This is a genomic window from Klebsiella sp. CN_Kp075 (assembly GCF_040065055.2).
In the GTDB taxonomy this organism is placed as follows: Bacteria; Pseudomonadota; Gammaproteobacteria; order Enterobacterales; family Enterobacteriaceae; genus Klebsiella; species Klebsiella aerogenes.
In genome coordinates this window covers 4,201,212-4,220,425 of sequence record NZ_CM198050.1, presented here as the reverse complement: position 1 = coordinate 4,220,425, position 19,214 = coordinate 4,201,212, and the positions used below count along the sequence as shown (strand labels likewise).

The following is a 19,214-nucleotide window of genomic DNA, read 5'->3' as shown; positions in this document are numbered from 1 at the left end:
CTATTTCGGAGCAATGAGTTCGCGCATCTGCCGCTCAAGCAGGCGTTTACCTTCCTGCGTTTCCAGATGTTCTTCGCGCACCTGGTTGAGCACGTTTGCCACCCGGCTATTGCCCGCGCTCTGCAGACGTTGTTCCGCTTTACGGATCCGCGGAGCCAGCTCGCCGGCCTTCACCACCAGCAGAGTCATATCGCTTTGTGCCGCCAGCAGCAGACTACCCTGCGCCTGATTGAGCGCCGGAGCGTCGATGATTAGCGTATCGTAAGTCTGATGCAACGTTGCCAGCAGCGCCGGCAGGCGTTCAGAGGTGAGCAACAGCAGCGAAGAGTCGCTGAGTTTGCCGCGAGGCATAAAGTCCAGCCGATCATCCAGTTTGACGACGGACTGCTCCGGCAAGCACTCGCCGTTCAACAGTTGGCTGAAGCCCGCTGTATGCAGAGGAAATTTCGCCGATAATCCCTGAGTGGCCAGGTAGTCGAGGTCAATCAGCAGCGTTTTACGCGATTTGCTGGCTGAGCAGGCCAGCAGTTCGGCAATAAACGAACTGCCGGAACGGGATTGCACCGAAGTCACCAGGATGGTGGCGGGTTTATCGCGCTGATTGAGCAACGCCAGCCGAAGGCTGTGGATCATATCGGCGTAGAGCACGTTATGGAAAATCTGCTGCGCGTTTTCCAGATGCGCCAGGAGCGGAAATTCGCCGCTGGCATCGAGGGCGGTTTTCGCTTTGAGCTCGCTGAGGCTATTCACCGTTTTATCCAGCGCGGTACTGACGATCAGGTACATGATATACAGCGCCAGCGCCATCAGGGTAATCATCACGATCAACAGGCCGCGCTGGGGTTTAGACGGACGGTCCGGCGGCACGGCGGCGTCGTAAATGACTTCATCCGCTACCGAGAAGGTCTCCGACAATTTCTGCTCGTTAGCGCGCTGGTACAGCGACTTATAAAGCTCTTCGGTTTTATTCAGCGCGGTGGTCATGGTGTTGTACTGGTCGCGCTTGGCGCCGAGCGCCTGGAAATCAGCCTTCTGATCGTTGAGCATTTTTTGGTATTGCTGCTCATCGTCGAGGGCAATTTGATACTGCTGGCGCAGGCCGTTAAACAGCTCGCCCAGCACCTGGCCAAGCTGGGCATTGACCGCCTGCAGCTGCGCCTGAGCCTGCAGATATTTCGGATGCTGCGGGCCGTAGTGTTTGGCCGCTTCGGAAAGATTGCGCCGCGTCTGGATGAGCGCAATGCGTAAATCCTGCACCTGCGGATGGCCAGAGATTTCCGGCAGCGAGATAATCTGTTCTACCGGTTTACCCTGCTGGCGACGGACCTTGTCCCAGACCGTCTGCGCTTTCAGACGACGCTGGGTGGCGTCGGCCAGATGGTTAATCACAATCCCCAGCCGCTCGGTCTCATAACCATCCATGCTGCGGAAGGTTAGTAATCCGTTCTGCTTGAGGAAGTTATCGATGTCCGCCTTCTGCTGATCCATTTTGGTTTTCAGGTCGTCCATCATTTTTTCGTTCCAGCCCTGCGCCTGAAGCAAGGTATTTTGCTTCTGCTGCAGGCTGTAATCGATGAAGGCCTGGGCGACGCCGTTGGCGATATCGGCGGCTTTCTGCGGTGATTTCGCTTCCATCGATACGGCAACCAACTGGGTGGTGCGCACGCCGGAAATGGTCAGGTTTTTTTGCAGCGCCTGAATGGCATTATTGATGCGCGCGGCTTCATCAAGATTATCGCCGCCGTTAAATTCGCTATCTTGCTCCAGCTTTAATTTACGCACCGCGGCATCGAGCACTACTCGTGACCCCATTAACGCATACTTGGTCTCGTAGTAATCGCTGCGCGTGGAGTCGTAATTTTCCAGCCGCGGTAGAGGAGAGACGTCCTGCGACTGCGCTTTGAACAGCACGGTAGCGGTCGCCGTGTAGCTGGAAGACATAAAGCGCGTCAGAATAAATGACGCCACGGCGGCGACAATCACCACCGCCAGGCACCAGATAAGCTTGTGCTTAATTTTGTTGAAATAAGGCGTGAAGTCGATAAAGCCTTCTTTCTTTTTCGCGTTTTCGACCAGTGAAATTGCCATATCAGAAGAAACTCATGCCAATAATGATGGTATCTCCTGCCTGCACGGAGGAGTCGGCGGCGACATTATCCAGCAGCCTTCCGCCGCGGGCCTGTCGAATTTGAATATCATGACGGTCGGCACGGTCGGTAAAACCGCCGGCCAGGGCGATGGCTTTTTCCGCCGTTAAACCCGGCTCCCAGGCATATCCATCCGGTTTTTTCACTTCACCGAGCAGATAAACTTTGCGGTATTCGGCGATGCTCACCGTGACCATCGGCGCCTGTAGGTAGTTACCGCGCAGTTTATCGGCGATTTCATTACTCACCTGTTCAGGCGTTTTGCCTTTTAACAGCAGCGATCCGATATAGGGGTAATCAATGCTGCCGCTATTATCGATTTTTACCCGCATCGTCAGATCCTGCTCCCCCGAGACCGCGATATTCACTTCATCGCCCTGGTCCAAAAGGTAGACGGCGTCCGGCGGCGTTTTAATGGTCTGCGGCGGCGTCGAACAGCCCGCCAGCAGTAGCGCCAGCAGTGGAAGCATCGCCAGGGTCCTGTTTAAAAAGGTCATAGTTGTACCTGCGTCATAAAAATAATGGCCGAATCGTCGTAGCCCAGGGTGCGGTCAACCGCATGCGAGTAGTCCGGGCCAATATAAAAAGTGTCCGTATCTTTATTTGAGTGCATGGTGTTCCATTGCAGCTTCAGCTTAAAGTTAACCGATGGTCGGAAATCATAGTTAAAGGTCAGCGACAGCAGATTGGACTTATCTTTGCGCTTATTACTCTGATGCTTATAGTCTTCGGTGATATATGAATAATCGACCAGAGTTGAGAAACGATCCACCAGCCAGTGATGTTCATAGCCGACGCCGAAATTCGACACCAGGATATAGCCGCCGGAGTCGGTGGGGTCTTTGATGCGCTGGGAGCTGTGTAGATTAACTTTCATTTGCTCCAGCGGTTTCCAGTCGGCGTTGATATCCCAGTTCAGGCCGTTAAAACCCTGCGAGTCCGGGTTATGGATAAAGTCTTTGTAGAGCCAGGCGACGTTACCGTTAATCTCCGTTTTACCCGACAGGCGATTCTTCATGCCGACTAGCAGATAATACTCATTGCTGTCTTTTAACGGGTTCAGCTCGTAGCGGCGCTGGTTGGTGATAAAGCTATAGCGATAGCGCAGCGTTTTGGCTTTCTGGTCGAACAGTTCGGCCACCAGGCTGTTTTCATGCCACTCCTGATCGTGCATGTAATAGTTAAAGTCATCGCTGGCGTCTTTGATGCTGTCGAGGTTGCGAAAGCGCAATTGTTTATGCAGTAGCGCGACTTCAACTTTACCGCGGCCTTCCGGCGCGCCGTAGCTGTAACGCAGCTCGCTGTTAAAGAAGCGGGTGCCGATCGGCTTGTTGATGCCAAACTCTTTAAACTGCTCGGGCAAAAAGCCTTCGGTGGTGTCGCGGCCGCGCTCTTCATGACCCAGCGTCTCATTGAGATCCAGCGACAGCCCGTGCATGCTGCCAAATCGCCATTTGCCGTTAAACATTAAAAAATGGTTGTTGCGATTATCCGCGCTATCGTTGCCATAGTTGCGGTAATCGCCGGAATACATCAACAGGTAGCGGTCTTCATAACGTTCGCCGATGGCTTTGACGATAGGTTTAATATTCTGGTAGCTGGAACTGATTTTATTTTGGTCGTAGCGCTGCCAGGTCACGTTGTCATCGTAACCGATGTCATAACCCAACTGGCTCTCGAAATCGATGCCGGCAACCCCGGTATGCGGTTTTGCCTGCAGGTCGGCGTGTGCGTAAGGCACAGACAGCAAACCGGCCAGAACGGCGAACCTAGAACGCATTTTTGCCAACAAAGCCCCGGAAGAAAGTCAAAAAGACGATTTTGAGATCGAGGAACAGCGACCACGACTGGATGTAGGCCAGATCGTACTGAATTCGCTTCTCCATTTTGTCCAGCGTGTCGGTCTCGCCGCGGAAGCCGTTAATCTGCGCAAGCCCCGTGATCCCTGGTTTAACCTTATGGCGAATCATGTAGTTCTCCACCAGCACGCGATACTGCTCGTTATGCGCCACCGCGTGCGGGCGCGGGCCGACGATCGACATCCGCCCCTGAAGCACGTTGAAAAACTGCGGCAGTTCATCCAGTGAGGTTTTACGCAAAAAAGCGCCGAATTTGGTGATGCGCGGATCGTTGCGGGTCGCCTGAGTGACCACGGCGCTATTTTCCATGACCCGCATGGTCCTGAATTTCCACACTTCTATTTGCTTGCCGTTGAGGCCATAACGATTCTGTTTAAATAAAATCGGCCCCGGCGAGGTGAGCTTGATACCAATCGCCACGAACAGCATCGCCGGCAGGCTAATTAAGGTAAAGAAAGAGCCGAGAATGATATCTTCGATACGCTTGATGATCGCCCCTTCGCCATCAAAAGGCGAAGTGAAGATACTGATAGTCTGCAGATTGCCGAACATGCGCAGCTGGGAAATATGCGAGCTGTAAGAGAATAGATCCGGTACCAGGAATACATCGACGGTCGTATCAGAGAATTCATTAAGAAACTGCTTAATACGCTGCTGTGCAACCATGGGGAGCGCGATATAAATTTCATCAACGCCGCCTGTCTTCGCCAGGGCCAGCAGATCGCGCGAGTTACCTTTTCTTTCAATACTCATCAACCGGCTATCGCGATGGTTGTTGCGGTCTTCAAAATAGCTGATGATGATACCGCGCTGTGAGTACTCTTTTTGTAAAGCCTGCTCGATGGCCAGGCCCGCGGGCGTAATACCAAGAATCGCCACCCGTAACACCGAGTTAAACAGATAATGGGCAGTGATTGCCCGCACCACGAAGACAATCAGAAATATAAATATTGAGCATTTCGCCAGACTGACGGCCAGCGGGATAAAATTAACCACTGGTTGCGTGTTAATTAACCACTCGGCAACGACGAAAAATAAAAATGAAACAATACTGCTTAGGCATACGCTTAATATGAGCGCGGCTGATTTTGCGAAATAGTGGCCTTTAAATTGCCCGGAGTACAATTGAAAATACTCATTAATTCTTATGAATACTAATGAATAGATAATTCCAACGAGCGCGGAAGCGGTAGAGGGTTCGGTGTAAAAATACTTTAAATAGATGAAAATCAAAATGTTGACGGTAAGGAAGTCCAGTAGTTTTATCAACTTGCTATAACGGGAGTGATAAATTTTTATATTGTTATCTGCCATTTTTTGCTCGTTTAAAATGAGTTATTTAAACATCGTTATGCTATTGTTTTTAACTAACTGGAAAGCCTGATAATCATTCACATTTGCAATAAATGGTTATCAATCATCATTGTAGACTATGAGTTGAGTAGTGTCGACAAATCTCAGTTTAAAAATAAAACTGCTTTTTAATGTTCTTTATGAGACTTATTTAAGCGGCAGAGAAAAGTATTACTACCGAAGTATTATGTGTTGTTGAGCGTAAAAGCAGAGAGAAATGCAGGGTGTAGGGTTAATTGCAGGTGAAACAATCGAAAGCGGGAGAGTGAGAATTCTTAGCCCCCGGCCAACTCAAAATGCTGAGTCGCCGGGGCTCTGAAGGGGACCCGACTTTACTTGTACAGTTCCGCGCTCATCGTCACCTTATTCCCCATATGGGCACTGGTGATTTTATAATCAGTCGCATTTAGCTCTTTCGCTTTTTTGGCAATCACCGCTTCAGCGGAGTCAAGCGTATTACCGGTCGCAGTGACGCTATGCGCGGAAGCAGTAAAGGCAAAAAGTGAAAGTGCGGCTGCGGAAAAAAGAGTCGATACGGTTTTCATGTTCATAATCCTGGTAAGTTGTTTCGTTAACGTTGCCCGTTGCAACGTGATGGCGTAAAGGATAGGCCCCGCCCGTTGTCTGAAAAAGACGGCAACGGGCAATAGACTTTTCTTCTTTTGTTCATAAAAGGAATGGCCTGGCCATTCCTGGCAACAATCAGGCGCTAAAGTTATTTTTCAACGCCTGCAGGCCGTCGCGATAAATACCGCTGAACAGCGCTTCGGCATCCGCGTCGCTGACGTTAACCGGCGTGAAGCTGCCGGACCACTCAACGCGGGTGATATTGCTATCGGCAGTTGCCACTACCGCGATCGTGGAGAGGTAATCCACTACCGGGAACGGCGCCTGGATTATCGAGTAGCTATAGCTGCGCTGGCGGTTATCAAACGCCTCCAGACGTTCAATGACCGTGCCGCCATCGGAAGTGGTCAGCGTACGCACGCGTCCTCCTTCGCTCACTACGCTTTTCGGGATGAACGGCAGCCAGTCGGGCAGCGAGTCAAAGCCGCCCATCAGTTGCCAGACCTGGTCGACAGAAGCCGGGATTTCGATAGATACAGTGGTATTAGCCATTTTATTTCTCTCTTTATTGCAGATGATTAGAATTACATTGCCAGGGTGTCGACGACGCCGCCATCGACGCGCAGCGCAGCGCCGGTGGTGGCCGACGAGAGCGGCGAGGCGAGATACACCGCCAGGTTCGCCACTTCGTCGACGTCCGCCGCCCGCTGGATAATCGAGCTTGGGCGCGCGATCTTCACAAATTCATCAGCCTGTTCACGCGGGCTGCGGCCAGACTGCGCGGCGGCCTCCGCCAGCATCTCCTGCAAACCTTCGGTGAAGGTGGGGCCGGGCAGAATGGCGTTAACGGTGACGCCGGTACCGGCCAGACGTTTCGCCAGACCGTGGGAGACCGCGAGATTGGCGCTTTTGGTCACGCCGTAGTTGATCATGTCGGCAGGAATCGCGACGCCGGATTCCGAGGAGACGAAAATAATGCGTCCCCAGCCGTTGTCGATCATCCCCCGGGCGTAGTGGCGCGACAGCCGCACGCCGGAAAGCACGTTGACGTTATAAAAGTGCATCCACTCGCTATCCGGTACGCTAAAGAAATCTTTATCGTTAAAGATGCCGAGGTTGTTAACCACCACATCAGCATGCGGCTCGGCGGCGAGCAGCGCGCTGACGCCCTCCTCGGTGCTGAGGTCGGCGACCACCCCGCGCAGCTGCGCATCCGGGAGTTCGGCATTAATCGCCGCCATGGCGGTATCAACACCGCGCCGTTGACGGCCGACGATGACCACGGTCGCGCCCGCCTGAGCAAGGCCTTTAGCGATGCCAAGCCCGATGCCGGAAGTGGAGCCGCTCACCACGGCGACTTTATGAGTTAGATCCAGTTTCATGGTGTCTCTCTTGTTTTAAGAGGGGCCCTGCGGCCCCGCTAAAATTAACGAATCGGCAGCGGCGCGTTATCCGCCACCAGATTCTGGCTGCGCATCTCTTCCCAGAAAGCGGCTGGAATGGTTGCTTTCAGCGCGGCCAGATCTTCCGCCATACGGCCCGGACGGCTGGAGCCTGGGATCACGGCGGCCACCGCCGGGTGAGCCAGGGCAAACTGCAGCGCCGCGGCTTTCACATCCACCTGATGACGAGCGGCAACGGCCTTGATCTGCGCCACCTGCTGGTGGATCGCCGCAGAGGCTTTCTGGTATTCGAAGTGTTCACCGCCGGCGAGAACGCCCGAGCTGTAAGGACCGCCGACAACGATATCGACATTCTGTTCCAGCGCTTCCGGCATCAGGCGCTGCAGGGCGCGTTTGTGGTCCAGCAGCGAGTAGCGGCCAGCCAGCAGGAACGCATCCGGCTTCGGCTCGTCGAGCGCTAAGGTCAGTTCGCAAGGTTCGACGCGGTTCACGCCCAGCCCCCATGCCTTAATTACCCCTTCTTCACGCAGGCGGGTCAGCGCGCGGAAGGCGCCGGTACGGGCGATGTTGAACTGCTCCAGCCAGCTGTCGCCGTAGAAATCCTGCGCTGGATCGTGGATCCATACGATGTCGAGATGGTCGGTTTTCAGCCGTTTTAAACTGTCTTCAATAGAACGCAGGGTGGCGTCTGCCGAGTAATCGTTGAGGATTTTGTTTTTCAGGCCGTATTCGAAAAGACCGCCTTTCTCACCGAAATCACGCGCGGCCGGGTCTTCCATTTCATCAAGCATGATGCGGCCGACTTTGCTGCTCAGAACGAACTGGTCGCGAGGGTACTGTGAGAGCGCTTCGCCCATCCGGATTTCAGAAAGACCGGACCCGTACAGCGGCGCGGTATCGAAGTAACGAACGCCCAGATCCCAGGCGGCGGCGACGGTGGCGTGCGCCTCGTCTCCCGGGATGTTGCGGAACATGTTGCCCAGCGGCGCGCCGCCTAAACCAATGTTGCCTGGCAGAATATGTTTGATGCTCATCTAAGATGTCCTCGATATAGGGTTCCCGTTTTGGGAAGGGTTCTTTGCGAGCGACTTGTGCTGTCGCCCTGTGACGGAGATCACAATACCTTGCGGTGTTATGACTTGATAGGACATAATTCGTCTGACTTAAGTCCTTTGAGGTCTCATATGATTGATTTACGCCAGTTGAAATATTTTGTGGTGGTGGCGGAAGAGGAGCACGTTGGCCGTGCCGCCGAACGCTTACATATTTCGCAGTCGCCGCTCAGCCGCCAGATAGCCCAGCTGGAGGAGCGCCTTGGGCTGATGTTGTTTGAACGTAACCAGCAGCGTATTCGCCTGACGGCGGACGGGCAGACGTTTCTGGCCGAAACGCGCTCGTTGCTGACCCACGCCAATCGTCTCGAATCATTAGGTAAACGACTGGGGCGCGGCGAAGATGGCGGGTTGTGTATCGGTTATATCGAAAACGCCATGCACTCCGGCGTGCTTTCTACCGCGCTGCGCACCCTGCGAACGTCGCGCCCGGACGTGCATATCGCGCTGTATAGCCAGCCGCCCGCTACGCAGATTGAGGGCCTGCGCCAGCGCAGCCTGGATTTCTCGCTGGTGGACATGCCGCCTTCGGCGGGCGAACAGGATCTGGAGTACACCCAGGTGCTTGATGACCGGATGCTGCTGGCATTACCGCAGAATCACCCGCTGGCCGCTGCGGAAAACTTGCAGCCGGCGCAGCTGGCCGATCAGCAGTGGATCGCGGTTATCCATAACGACGATGCCCATTCACGCGATGAGTTCGTCGCCGCCTGCGTACGTGCGGGCTTTAATCCGGATATTCGTCTGGAAGCCGGAGAGCCATTAACGGCTCTGGGGCTGGTGGCGGCGGGGCTGGGCGTGGCGCTGATCCAGCACAGCCTGCGGCATAACGCCCCTGAGGGGGTCGTGCTGCGGGAAATTCCGTGGATGAGCTATTCGACCCAGCTGTGGGCGGTATGGCACAAAGCTAACCAGCGCCCGCTGGTGATGCACTTTCGCGAGGTGTTACGCGGCGAGAATAATTAGGAATATTCCTGGAGTCGGGCGCGCTGGGAAGAAAATCCGCCGCGATCCCTGTTTGAACGGCCAATTCATGTTACCGTTAAATAATTGACCCTAAAATTATAAGACCTTCATGAAATTTGTATTATCTATCAGTTTATTAAGCTTCTTCCTTTCTCCGGCTTTCGCCGGCACAGCGGTAAAATTGTCCTGCTCTTTACGTAAAAACGTGACTATCTCACGTTTCCATTACCAGCTATCAACCATGAAGTGGGACGACCATTTCCAGGTGGCTTCCGGCATGCGTCAGGCGCACACTAAAAATAATATTCCCTATCGGGTGACCAGCTTTCGTAACGGCGACGATCTGGTCTTTTTCCCGGACAGTCAGGAGTACTTTTTCTTCTATTCGGGAATGGCGACGCCGGACCGCTGCGTGGTGGAGGAGCATTATGAGTATCCGGTCAAGCAGCTGCCGTATTATAAAAAGCCCGCCGCCTGAATCAGGATTGCTGCGCCTGCAGTTTGCCGGCCATCGCCTGTTGGATAATCGGGATGGGAGTCAGTAAGTGCTCGCGCATAAGCGCGCTGGCTCGCTCGGCGTCGCGCGCCAGAATGGCTTCCAGCAGCGTCTGGTGCTGGACATGTTTATCTTCCAGCATTTCTACCGACAGCACGGTGGTGCGCAGCCAGATGAAGCGGTAGCGCGCCGCCAGATCGAACAGCCGTTCGCGCATCTGCAGTAAATACTGCGAACCACAGCCAGCGACGATGGCGGTATGAAACGCCTGATGGCGCTGATCCCATTCATCGAGTAAGCGCTCACTTGCTTCGCTGGATTCCAGCTTATTAAGCAGATGGGCGCGAGCCAGCAGTTCGGCTTCCCACTCATCGCTGCCGCGCTCAATGGCGAGGCGCACCAGCATGGCTTCCATGTTGGCGCGGGCATCGAAGATATCGAGGAGTTCCGCCTCGGACATCGAGGCGACGCGATAGCCTTTTTGGTTGACCACCGTCACCAGCCGCTCGGCCACCAGCTGCGAGAGCGCTTCCCGCAGCGGGCCGACGCCAAGCTCATAGCGCGACGTCAGCAGGCTCATACGCAGTTTTTCATCAGGCTGATAAACGCCGCGGATGATGTCGTTTTTCAACCAGCGGTATCCATCAATGGCCGTCGCTTGGGGAATGGCGGTCATAGTCTTGCTCCTGAATACATTTCCCGGCTTGCGCCGGGAACAGGGTTAACGCGTATTTTGCAGCGGCAGTTTTTGCCACAATAGCAGCTTTTTCCAGCGTGACATAATCGGCACCGTGCAGATGATAGCGATCGCCAGCACGCCGGTGGAAATCACCTCCAGCTGCTGCGCCGGGCGGAACAGCATCACCACCAGTACGAAGGTGATAAAGGCGATAACCAGCCAGGTGAGCCACGGATAGAGCCACATCTTAAGGCGAATTTCTCCGCCTTTCGCCAGCAGGATTTTGCGCATCCGCAACTGAGATACGGCGATGACCAGATAGACCAGCAGGGCGATGGCGCCGGAGCTATCGATGAGGAATTTAAAGACCTTTGCCGGGGCATAGTAGTTCACCACCACGGTTAAGAAGGCCGCGCCGGTGGAGAGCAGCACTGCCACATACGGCGTTTTACTGCGGTTGGTTTTGCCCATTATGGCTGGCGCATCGCCGCGGCGGCTCAGGGAATAGAGCATTCGCGAAGCGGTATACAGCGCCGAGTTCAGGCAACTGGTCACCGACAGCAGGATCACGCCGTCCATAATCAGTTTGGCGTAGGGGATATGCAGTAACTCCAGTACCGAACGGTATGAACCGACGTTCTTCAGCCCCGGCATGTTCCACGGGATCAGCGAGACGACCACGAAAATGGAGCACAGATAGAAGATAGAGATGCGCCAGATTACGGAATTCGTGGCGCGAACAATATGTTTATCCGGGGTATCCGATTCGGCGGCGGCAATGGTGACAATCTCGGCGCCCATAAATGAGAACATGGTAATGAGCATTGCGCTGAGCACCGCGCCGAAGCCGTTAGGCATAAAGCCGCCGTGATCCCACAGGCGCGAAATCCCGCTCACTTCGGCATACGGATAGAAGCCGGTGATGGCCACCGCGCCCAGTACGATAAAGGCCAGAATGGCGATAACTTTACAGATAGCCAGCCAGAATTCGAATTCGCCGTAGTTCTTGACGCTCAGCAGATTACTGCCGGTGAGGGCGAGGGTGATGACCAGCGAGAATAGCCATACTGGTACGCCGGGGATCCATGAGTTGAGAATAATGGCCGCGATATTGGCTTCCAGGGGGATAACCAGTACCCAGAACCACCAGTACAGCCAGCCGATGGTATAACCCGCCCAGCGGCCGATCGCTTTGTCGGCGTAGGTCGAAAAGGAGCCCGTATCCGGGGTGGCGACGGCCATTTCGGCCAGCATACGCATAATCATCACCACCAATAACCCGGCGAACAGGTAGGAGAGCAGCACCGCCGGGCCCGCTTCGGCAATGGCGACGCTGGAACCGACAAACAAACTTGCGCCGATCACGCCGGCAATAGATAACATGGTGACGTGGCGTGATTTCAGCCCGCCCCCTAAATCATGTGATTGCGACAGTTGCCCCATCATTAACCCCTTTTATTGTTTTTTGGCGCCGTTTGCCGGATGGCGGTTGCGCCCCATCCGGCCGACAGGCAACCGGACGGGACGCGCGAGCGTCGCCATCCGGTGCAGGAGTGTTAGCGTTGTTTAGCTTCGTTAAAACAGTCGGCGATAATCTGCAGCCCCTGCGCGATCTGCGCATCTTCGATAGTCAGCGGCACCAGAATACGCAGCACGTTATAGTACGGCCCGCAGGAGAGCAGGATCAGGCCTTTATCCCGCGCGCGGGCGACGATATCCGCCGTTAGTTTGGCGTTGGGTTTGCGGTGATCGCCCTCTTCAAAGAGTTCAATGGCGATCATCGCTCCCAGGCCGCGGACGTCGCCGATTTCAGGATGCGTTTCGGCGATATTGAGCAGGCCCTTACGCAGCTTGTCGCCGAGCTGGTTGGCTTTTTCCAACAGGTTTTCCTGTTCGAAAACCTTGAGTACCGCCAGCGCGGCGGCGCAGGCAATCGGGTTGCCGGCATAGGTGCCGCCCAATCCGCCCGGCGCAATGGCGTCCATGACTTCCGCCCGTCCGGTGACGCCCGCCAGCGGGAAGCCGCCGGCGATGGATTTGGCAAAGGTGGTGATATCCGGCGCCACGCCCATCTGCTCCATCGCGAACAGCGTGCCGGTACGGCCCGCGCCGCTCTGGACTTCATCGGCGATCAGCATGATGCCGTGCTCGTCGCACAGCGCGCGCAGGCGCTGCATAAAGGCCGGGGAGGCGGCGTAGAATCCGCCTTCGCCCTGGACGGGTTCGATGACGATAGCGGCGATATCTTCCGGCGCGGCGTCATTTTTGAAGATGCGATGGATGCTGGCGATCGCGTCATCATCGCTGATGCCGTGCAGCGCGCACGGGTAGAGCGCGCGATAGACATGGCCCGGCATTAATCCCATGCCCGCGGAGTAAGGGTTCACTTTCCCGGTTAACGACAGGGTGTAATGGGTACGGCCATGATAGGCGCCGGTAAAGGCGATGGTGCCGCTACGCCCGGTCGCCGCGCGGGCGATTTTGACCGCGTTTTCCACCGCTTCCGAACCGGTGGTCACCAGCAGGGTTTTCTTGGCGAAATCGCCGGGCACTTTCTGGTTCATCATTTCGCACAGCTGCAGGTAGGGCTCGTAGGCCAGCACCTGGAAGCAGGTATGGGTCAGCTTCTTCAGCTGGCCTTCCACCGCGGCGATCACCTCAGGATGCAGGTGGCCGGTGTTCAGCACCGCGATACCGCCGGCGAAATCGAGATATTCACGGCCTTCAACGTCCCATACCCGGCAGTTCTCCGCACGGTCGGCAAAGATAGGGTGAATTTGTCCGACGCCGCGCGGCACCGCGTCGCTACGGCGCTGCATTAACGCTTTATTGCTGGTCATGTCCTGCTCTCCTGTTAAAGGCCGATACACATATATTTGATTTCTAGATAATCTTCGATGCCGTACTTCGAACCTTCGCGGCCCAGACCGGAGGCTTTAATGCCGCCGAACGGCGCGACTTCGTTGGAGATAATGCCGGTATTGATGCCAACGATGCCGTACTCCAGCGCTTCGCCGACGCGGAAGACGCGGCTCAGGTCGCGGGCGTAGAAATAGGCGGCGAGGCCGAATTCGGTATCGTTGGCCTGGGCAATCACATCGGCTTCATCTTTAAAGCGGAACAGCGGCGCCAGCGGGCCGAAGGTCTCTTCTTTCGCCACTTTGGCGCTGCTCGGGACGTTGACCAGGATGGTGGGCTGGAAGAAGTTGCCGCCCAGCGCGTGCGGTTTACCGCCGGTGACGATGCGCGCGCCTTTCGCAAGGGCGTCGGCAATATGTTCTTCGACTTTAGCTACCGCTTTATCATCGATCAGCGGGCCGGTGGTGACCCCGTCCTGCAGGCCGTCGCCGATGCGCAGCTTTTCCACCGCCTGCTGCAGTTTCTCGGCGAAACGGTCATAGACGCCGTCCTGTACATACAGACGGTTGGCGCAGACGCAGGTCTGTCCGGCGTTGCGGAACTTCGACGCCAGCGCCCCTTCGACGGCTTTATCAAGGTCGGCATCGTCAAAGACGATAAACGGCGCGTTGCCGCCGAGTTCTAACGACACTTTTTTGATGTCTTTCGCACACTGTTCCATCAGCTGGCGGCCAATTTCGGTCGAGCCGGTGAAGGAGAGCTTGCGTACCAGCGGGTTGCTGGTCAGTTCGTTGCCGACGGCCCCGGCGGAACCGGTGACCACGTTAAATACCCCGGCGGGAATACCGGCGCGATTCGCCAGTTCGGCCAGCGCCAGCGCGGAAAACGGCGTCTGGCTCGCCGGTTTCAGGACCATAGTACAGCCGGCGGCCAGCGCCGGGCCCGCTTTACGGGTGATCATCGCCGCCGGGAAGTTCCACGGGGTGATGGCGGCGGTAACGCCGATGGGCTGCTTGATGACGATCAGGCGCTTGTCGGCCTGATGACCGGGAATGGTATCGCCGTAAATGCGTTTACCTTCTTCGGCGAACCACTCAATAAAGGAGGCGGCGTAGCTGATTTCGCCTTTGGCTTCCGCCAGCGGTTTCCCCTGTTCGAGGGTCATCAGGCGGGCGAGATCGTCCTGGTTCTCCATCATGAGATCGAACCAGCGGCGCAGAAGGGTGGCGCGCTCTTTGGCGGTCAGGGCACGCCAGGCTGGCAGGGCGCGGTTGGCGGCTTCAATGGCTTCGCGGGTTTCGTCGGCGCCCATTTTCGGCACGCTACCCAGTTGCTGGCCGTTGGCGGGGTTGGTCACCGCAATCACGTCGCCGTTTTGCGCATCGCGCCACTGGCCATCAATTAGCGCCTGCTGGCGAAACAGAGTTGCATCTTTAAGTTGCATAATCGCTTCCTGTCTAAAGGGGTTAACGAGTAAAAGCGGCGTGTAGTGTCTCCACGCTACGTGCCGCACGCAGCGTGCGTCCGGGATTGCTCTGGCTTTCCTGCAGGGTTTGCACCTTGCTGACGATGTGCGCGCCGATCGGGATAGCCGACGTGGCCGCCGGCGACGGCGCGTTACAGGTGTGGATGGAACGCGCGGTAGTGACAAAAAGGAAATCGTCGATCAGCTTGCCCTGCGGCGATACCGCCTGTGCCCGCACGCCGGCAGGCCACGGGCGTAAATCGCTCAATGTCAGGCTGGGGCAGTATTTCTGCACCAGCCGCAGATAGCCGCTTCTGCACAGCGAATTCTTCATTTCGCCAAGCCCGGAGCGCAGGTTGTTTTGTAATACCCGGCGAATGCCGGGCGAGGTCAGGATCTCGAGGGTATCGGTCAGCGAGATATCGCGCTTACGATAGCCTTCGCGCTTCAGCGCCAGCACCGCGTTAGGGCCGACGGTGACGCTACCGTCAATCATGCGGGTCAGGTGGACGCCGAGGAACGGCATCGCCGGATCGGGGATCGGATAGATCAGATGATTAACGATCTGGTTGTGCTGCGGCGCCAGTTGGAAATATTCGCCGCGGAACGGGCAGATGATAAAGCCGGGATCGACGCCGATCATTTTCACCAACCGATCGGCCATCAGCCCGGAGCAGGTAATCAGCGTCGATGCCTCATATTCGCCGCCCTGACGGGTATGGACTACCACACCGCTGGCGTGTTCTTTCAGGGCGCTGACTTCGGCGTCGTAGACGATCGTTCCGCCTTTAGATTCGAAGATCTTCGCCATTGCCGCCGCCACGTCGCGATAGCTGACAATGCCGCTCGAAGGAACGAAGATCCCGCCCAGTCCGCTGATGTTCGGCTCGCGTTCGCGCAGCTCGCCGGCGCTAAGCCACTCGCGCTGCAGGCCGTTAGCGGCGGTGCGATCCCACAGCGCGCGCATCCGCTCCATTTCCAGCGGCGAGGTGGCAACCAGCATCTTGCCGCAGACGTTGTAGCGAATCGCATTCTGCTCGCAAAAGGCTTTGGTGGCGCGGTTGCCGGCGAGGCAAAACTGCGCCTTGAGGCTGCCGGGAGTATAGTAAACGCCGGCGTGGATCACCCCGCTGTTGTGGCCAGTTTGATGGCAGGCCGGACCGGACTCTTTTTCCAGCAGGGCAATGCGGGCGTCCGGGTAAATCTCAATTAACTGCATGGCGGTCGACATGCCGATAATGCCGCCGCCGATAATCACGAAATCATACATCCGCTCAATTCCTTCGCCTGAGAACCCTTATTGATGAGTCTGGTAATGATTCGTGGAATACGCAAAGTAGCCGCGCTGGCGCATCAGTTCGCGACGCAGATCGGGGTGCGGCGTAAAGCGGTCGCGACCGTGCAGCCAGAAGAGATTGTTTATCAACAGGAATTTCCCCACCGGCACCGGCACGGAAAGAATGTTTTTACTGGTTTCCAGCGCATCGGAGAGGCGGCTCAGCCAGGTGCCTTCTTCGAAATCTTTCGGCTGCACAAACTGGTCGATATAGCGCATTACCGGGCGGCCCTGCTGGTCGACATCGAAAACCGGATGATAGACATCTTTGCTGACGTTTTTGCTCGGCGGCGCGGCCCAGCGCATCGGACGGCGGGCGAGCGGGTCGCGGAAGAATTCGTCGAGATGTTCCCAGTCATCCAGATGCAACAGCAGTGAATTGCCGCCCTGCATGTTTTGCTCATCGATCTTCATCATCAGCACGTAGTCGGTAATTTCTTCGACATAGGTACCGTCATTGTGCAGCTCCATCACGCGGTGCGGCTGGCGCAGGTAGCTATCTGAGTTATCGACGTTTTTCACCACGAAGCGGGCGTAATACTGGCCGCTCATGGCATCAAAGTTGGAACGTCCGATCAAATGCGCCACGGCGGTAGCCAGCTTGACCATCTCATCGGCCTGGGCGACGTTGTCAATGCCGATACCGTTGATCAGCAGTGCGCCCTCCGCGCGATTGAGCAGCGTGTTGATCAGCAGCGGCTGCAGCTGGTTGCCGCACAGATCGTCGAGGATCTTGCCGACCTGAAAGCGCAAGAAGGATTTATATTCCAGCGCCTGCACCGGCCACTGCGCGACCTGTTGAAGAAATTGCGCGGTCGTTTCGGCGGTGAACGTTAGCTCCAGCAGACGCGGCGATTGCGCGGACGGAGCGAAGGAAAAACCGGTGTAGCTGTGGGCCAAATCATCAGCATGGGGTTTTACGGCGGTCAGTGCATTCATCAGAATCATTCCTCGGGTAGAGTCAGAGAGTCGGGGTGATGCTCATTTCGTAGCCATAAATTAAAAATATCTACATTTTTGAAAAATGCGTATGAAATAACCATATTGTTTAATTTTTGTGATCGCTAGCAACAATAAGTTAACAATATGAAAGGCGAGGACAGGCGAGGTGGAAAAAGAAAAATGCCAGAAAATGAATAAGTTGAAGAGAGGACGGACAGCCCGGATAGCGGGGGAGTGGATATCCGGGGAAAAGAGGGGTTATTTTTCGACGCTGGCCACTAAGGCTTCAATGGTTTGTTCCCGCCAGAGGAGCCCCTGCAGGGCAAACCACGGCATGTTTTCCAGCCACTGAAGATGGGCTTCGGTTTCAATACCTTCGACGATCACCTGATACTGGTTCGCCTGAAAATAGTGCAGCAGCGAGTCCATCAACTGCTGGCCGTTTTTCTTTTCCAGCAGGCTCCATAACAGGTTCTTGTCGGTCTTGATAAAACGAAAGGGTTGTGCCGTCAGGGCGGCGAACCCGGCGTAACCGGCGCCAAAATCATCCAGCCAGAAGGAGTATTTGTCCGTCAGGGCGTCGATGGTCGGGGTGCGTTTCACCAGCGTGTTGGAAAATTCATTAACCTCAAAATGCAGGCAGCCGATGGTTTTCACACACTCGGCGATAAAATCATCATGCAGCATATGCAGCGTCGACTCGTCGACGTTGAGGGTAACCATGACTTCGTTGTGGCGGAACCACTGCTGATGCTGCCTGACCAGCTCAATCTGTTCGAGCAGGATGCGGGCGCGCAGTGATTCCGATGCCTCACTGAAAAACCGTTCTATATCTTGCGGACTAGCAGGCTCGTGATGAGCAAACCGGGTCAAACATTCAACCGCGATCATTTTGCCTTCGCGGTTGAACATCGGCTGAAATACATAGCGTAACCCGGTCGGTTCGGTGTTGGTCAGCGGCATTTTGCTTCACTATTTAAAGGTAACGTCGATATTGGCCGTCGCATTAAAGGTGCCGATTTTTGGCTTAACGCTTAGCCATTTCAGGCTGGCCAGGAAGTTGCTTTCTACCACGCTGCCGTTAATCATGCCCAACTGCGTCGGGGTATTCATGGAAAGCCAGGTCGTCGGCGCATCGGCGCGCGAGAGCAGGATGCCAAAACCGCTATCGTTGGATGGCAGAATGGTATTGGTGTCCTGGGTCGGCTGCTGGGTGCTGAAGCTGGCCATTAAGGTCTGCCCCTGGCAATCCTGGCCGGCGCCGGTCAGGTCGGCGCGGACGCTGAACGGAACCTGTTTCTCAATGGCGCCGACGACCGCGTTGCGCGCCGGGATGCTGCCGAAGTTTACCGTTGAACCATTGTTCGCCGAGACGGTGATTTTCGGGTTGCAGGCGATAAAGCGGATGTTACCAAGCCCGGTGACCCACGCGCGGAAGTTACTATTCGGGCGGCTGTTGAGGCCGCCGACGCCGTCAACCTGGAAGATAGCGTAGCGGTTGGTGTCGTTAATCACGCCGTTTGACGGCGGCGGATTGCCGGTGGCTTTAATATAAACCGAGTAGGTCACCGTGACGGTCTGCGGGGTTGCCGGAGACTGGCATGCACCGCCGGGACGGTTGCGGCGGCAGAGCGTACCTGGCCCGATATCCGTTTTCTGACCTTTTACCGGTTTAATATCGGTGCTGAGATAGGTGACGCCGACTTCCAGTGAGTTGTGGATATTCTGCATCCGGGTTTCCGGATCCCAGTACAGATATGCATCTTCACCATTGGGCATGTGATCCGTATCGGTACAGGTAAAGGTAGAGGTAAACGTCGGCGAACGCCACAGCAGGGTACCCGGCTTCAAATTAGCGGTCGAAACGTTAATCTGATCGGTGAGCGCGATGGTCTGCGATACTTCGGTACCGTTCTTCTTACAGCTCAGCGCGAAGCTGCTGGTGGAGAACAGCGCGCTCGAGAGTACCAGCAGCGTCAGCCCGGTGCGGGATAAGAGGTTAAACTTCGACATAACTAATTGTCCTTTCA

18 protein-coding genes are annotated in these 19,214 nt (G+C 55.8%); 2 read left to right on the top strand and 16 right to left on the bottom strand.

Going from position 1 to position 19,214, the window contains the following annotated elements:
• The 8 genes from ABLV78_RS20230 to ABLV78_RS20195 form a co-directional block, all read right to left on the bottom strand.
• Positions 1-2,088 (bottom strand): GumC family protein, encoded by a 2,088-nt coding sequence (locus ABLV78_RS20230; RefSeq protein WP_047046085.1) that lies wholly within the window; start codon positions 2,086-2,088, stop codon positions 1-3.
• Between the two features lies 1 nt (position 2,089).
• The gene (locus ABLV78_RS20225; protein ID WP_047046082.1) at positions 2,090-2,644 is read right to left on the bottom strand and encodes a polysaccharide biosynthesis/export family protein; all 555 of its coding nucleotides are present in this window, start codon (positions 2,642-2,644) and stop codon (positions 2,090-2,092) included.
• Entirely contained in the window at positions 2,641-3,927 is a 1,287-nt protein-coding gene (locus ABLV78_RS20220; RefSeq protein WP_047046079.1) for an outer membrane beta-barrel protein, read from the bottom strand. The genes ABLV78_RS20225 and ABLV78_RS20220 overlap by 4 nt, the downstream gene beginning before the upstream one ends.
• Positions 3,917-5,320: an undecaprenyl-phosphate glucose phosphotransferase gene (locus tag ABLV78_RS20215; protein WP_047046076.1), complete on the bottom strand. Its 1,404-nt coding sequence runs from the start codon at positions 5,318-5,320 to the stop codon at positions 3,917-3,919. Before ABLV78_RS20215 ends, ABLV78_RS20220 begins: the two co-directional genes overlap by 11 nt.
• 371 nt (positions 5,321-5,691) lie before the next feature.
• On the bottom strand, positions 5,692-5,904 hold the full coding sequence (locus tag ABLV78_RS20210) for a YdgH/BhsA/McbA family protein (RefSeq protein ID WP_045391105.1): 213 nt from the start codon (positions 5,902-5,904) through the stop codon (positions 5,692-5,694).
• Positions 5,905-6,061: 157 nt separating this feature from the next.
• A complete protein-coding gene (locus ABLV78_RS20205) occupies positions 6,062-6,478 on the bottom strand; it encodes an SRPBCC family protein (RefSeq protein WP_045391102.1) in 417 nt (138 codons plus the stop codon).
• A gap of 32 nt (positions 6,479-6,510) precedes the next feature.
• Complete coding sequence (locus ABLV78_RS20200; protein ID WP_047046073.1) at positions 6,511-7,308, bottom strand: SDR family NAD(P)-dependent oxidoreductase; 798 nt, start codon at positions 7,306-7,308, stop codon at positions 6,511-6,513.
• A gap of 44 nt (positions 7,309-7,352) precedes the next feature.
• Complete coding sequence (locus ABLV78_RS20195) at positions 7,353-8,363, bottom strand: aldo/keto reductase (protein WP_059355829.1); 1,011 nt, start codon at positions 8,361-8,363, stop codon at positions 7,353-7,355.
• Between the two features lie 150 nt (positions 8,364-8,513).
• On the opposite strand from ABLV78_RS20195, the gene ABLV78_RS20190 reads away from it, so the two are divergent.
• Both ABLV78_RS20190 and ABLV78_RS20185 read left to right on the top strand, forming a co-directional pair.
• Positions 8,514-9,407, top strand: a complete 894-nt coding sequence (locus ABLV78_RS20190; protein WP_047046068.1) for a LysR substrate-binding domain-containing protein — start codon at positions 8,514-8,516, stop codon at positions 9,405-9,407.
• Positions 9,408-9,516: 109 nt separating this feature from the next.
• Positions 9,517-9,885, top strand: a complete 369-nt coding sequence (locus ABLV78_RS20185; protein ID WP_047046065.1) for a hypothetical protein — start codon at positions 9,517-9,519, stop codon at positions 9,883-9,885.
• A 1-nt stretch (position 9,886) separates the two neighbouring features.
• On the opposite strand, the gene csiR is transcribed toward ABLV78_RS20185, so the two are convergent.
• The 8 genes from csiR to ABLV78_RS20145 form a co-directional block, all read right to left on the bottom strand.
• The gene (gene csiR / locus ABLV78_RS20180; protein WP_047046063.1) at positions 9,887-10,579 is read right to left on the bottom strand and encodes a DNA-binding transcriptional regulator CsiR; all 693 of its coding nucleotides are present in this window, start codon (positions 10,577-10,579) and stop codon (positions 9,887-9,889) included.
• A 45-nt stretch (positions 10,580-10,624) separates the two neighbouring features.
• Positions 10,625-12,025 carry a GABA permease gene (gene gabP / locus ABLV78_RS20175; RefSeq protein ID WP_045391085.1) on the bottom strand — a complete coding sequence of 467 codons (1,401 nt, stop codon included), beginning with the start codon at positions 12,023-12,025 and terminating at the stop codon, positions 10,625-10,627.
• Positions 12,026-12,138: 113 nt separating this feature from the next.
• Entirely contained in the window at positions 12,139-13,422 is a 1,284-nt protein-coding gene (gabT, locus tag ABLV78_RS20170) for a 4-aminobutyrate--2-oxoglutarate transaminase (protein ID WP_045391082.1), read from the bottom strand.
• Between the two features lie 14 nt (positions 13,423-13,436).
• Complete coding sequence (gene gabD / locus ABLV78_RS20165) at positions 13,437-14,885, bottom strand: NADP-dependent succinate-semialdehyde dehydrogenase (RefSeq protein ID WP_015368063.1); 1,449 nt, start codon at positions 14,883-14,885, stop codon at positions 13,437-13,439.
• Between the two features lie 22 nt (positions 14,886-14,907).
• The gene (gene lhgD / locus ABLV78_RS20160) at positions 14,908-16,176 is read right to left on the bottom strand and encodes an L-2-hydroxyglutarate dehydrogenase (protein WP_047046060.1); all 1,269 of its coding nucleotides are present in this window, start codon (positions 16,174-16,176) and stop codon (positions 14,908-14,910) included.
• Between the two features lie 27 nt (positions 16,177-16,203).
• Positions 16,204-17,181, bottom strand: coding sequence for a glutarate dioxygenase GlaH (gene glaH, locus ABLV78_RS20155; protein WP_045391169.1), 978 nt, complete (start codon positions 17,179-17,181; stop codon positions 16,204-16,206).
• A gap of 261 nt (positions 17,182-17,442) precedes the next feature.
• Positions 17,443-18,147, bottom strand: coding sequence for an EAL domain-containing protein (locus ABLV78_RS20150; RefSeq protein WP_047046057.1), 705 nt, complete (start codon positions 18,145-18,147; stop codon positions 17,443-17,445).
• A 9-nt stretch (positions 18,148-18,156) separates the two neighbouring features.
• Positions 18,157-19,197 carry a fimbrial protein gene (locus ABLV78_RS20145; protein WP_015368067.1) on the bottom strand — a complete coding sequence of 347 codons (1,041 nt, stop codon included), beginning with the start codon at positions 19,195-19,197 and terminating at the stop codon, positions 18,157-18,159.
• Positions 19,198-19,214 lie beyond the last annotated feature (17 nt).

Coding starts and splice junctions, on each gene's coding strand:
- ABLV78_RS20230 (WP_047046085.1), bottom strand. CDS start 2,088: ATGGCAATTTCACTGGTCGAAAACGCGAAAAAGAAAGAAGGCTTTATC.
- ABLV78_RS20225 (WP_047046082.1), bottom strand. CDS start 2,644: ATGACCTTTTTAAACAGGACCCTGGCGATGCTTCCACTGCTGGCGCTA.
- ABLV78_RS20220 (WP_047046079.1), bottom strand. CDS start 3,927: ATGCGTTCTAGGTTCGCCGTTCTGGCCGGTTTGCTGTCTGTGCCTTAC.
- ABLV78_RS20215 (WP_047046076.1), bottom strand. CDS start 5,320: ATGGCAGATAACAATATAAAAATTTATCACTCCCGTTATAGCAAGTTG.
- ABLV78_RS20210 (WP_045391105.1), bottom strand. CDS start 5,904: ATGAAAACCGTATCGACTCTTTTTTCCGCAGCCGCACTTTCACTTTTT.
- ABLV78_RS20205 (WP_045391102.1), bottom strand. CDS start 6,478: ATGGCTAATACCACTGTATCTATCGAAATCCCGGCTTCTGTCGACCAG.
- ABLV78_RS20200 (WP_047046073.1), bottom strand. CDS start 7,308: ATGAAACTGGATCTAACTCATAAAGTCGCCGTGGTGAGCGGCTCCACT.
- ABLV78_RS20195 (WP_059355829.1), bottom strand. CDS start 8,363: ATGAGCATCAAACATATTCTGCCAGGCAACATTGGTTTAGGCGGCGCG.
- ABLV78_RS20190 (WP_047046068.1), top strand. CDS start 8,514: ATGATTGATTTACGCCAGTTGAAATATTTTGTGGTGGTGGCGGAAGAG.
- ABLV78_RS20185 (WP_047046065.1), top strand. CDS start 9,517: ATGAAATTTGTATTATCTATCAGTTTATTAAGCTTCTTCCTTTCTCCG.
- csiR (WP_047046063.1), bottom strand. CDS start 10,579: ATGACCGCCATTCCCCAAGCGACGGCCATTGATGGATACCGCTGGTTG.
- gabP (WP_045391085.1), bottom strand. CDS start 12,025: ATGGGGCAACTGTCGCAATCACATGATTTAGGGGGCGGGCTGAAATCA.
- gabT (WP_045391082.1), bottom strand. CDS start 13,422: ATGACCAGCAATAAAGCGTTAATGCAGCGCCGTAGCGACGCGGTGCCG.
- gabD (WP_015368063.1), bottom strand. CDS start 14,885: ATGCAACTTAAAGATGCAACTCTGTTTCGCCAGCAGGCGCTAATTGAT.
- lhgD (WP_047046060.1), bottom strand. CDS start 16,176: ATGTATGATTTCGTGATTATCGGCGGCGGCATTATCGGCATGTCGACC.
- glaH (WP_045391169.1), bottom strand. CDS start 17,181: ATGAATGCACTGACCGCCGTAAAACCCCATGCTGATGATTTGGCCCAC.
- ABLV78_RS20150 (WP_047046057.1), bottom strand. CDS start 18,147: ATGCCGCTGACCAACACCGAACCGACCGGGTTACGCTATGTATTTCAG.
- ABLV78_RS20145 (WP_015368067.1), bottom strand. CDS start 19,197: ATGTCGAAGTTTAACCTCTTATCCCGCACCGGGCTGACGCTGCTGGTA.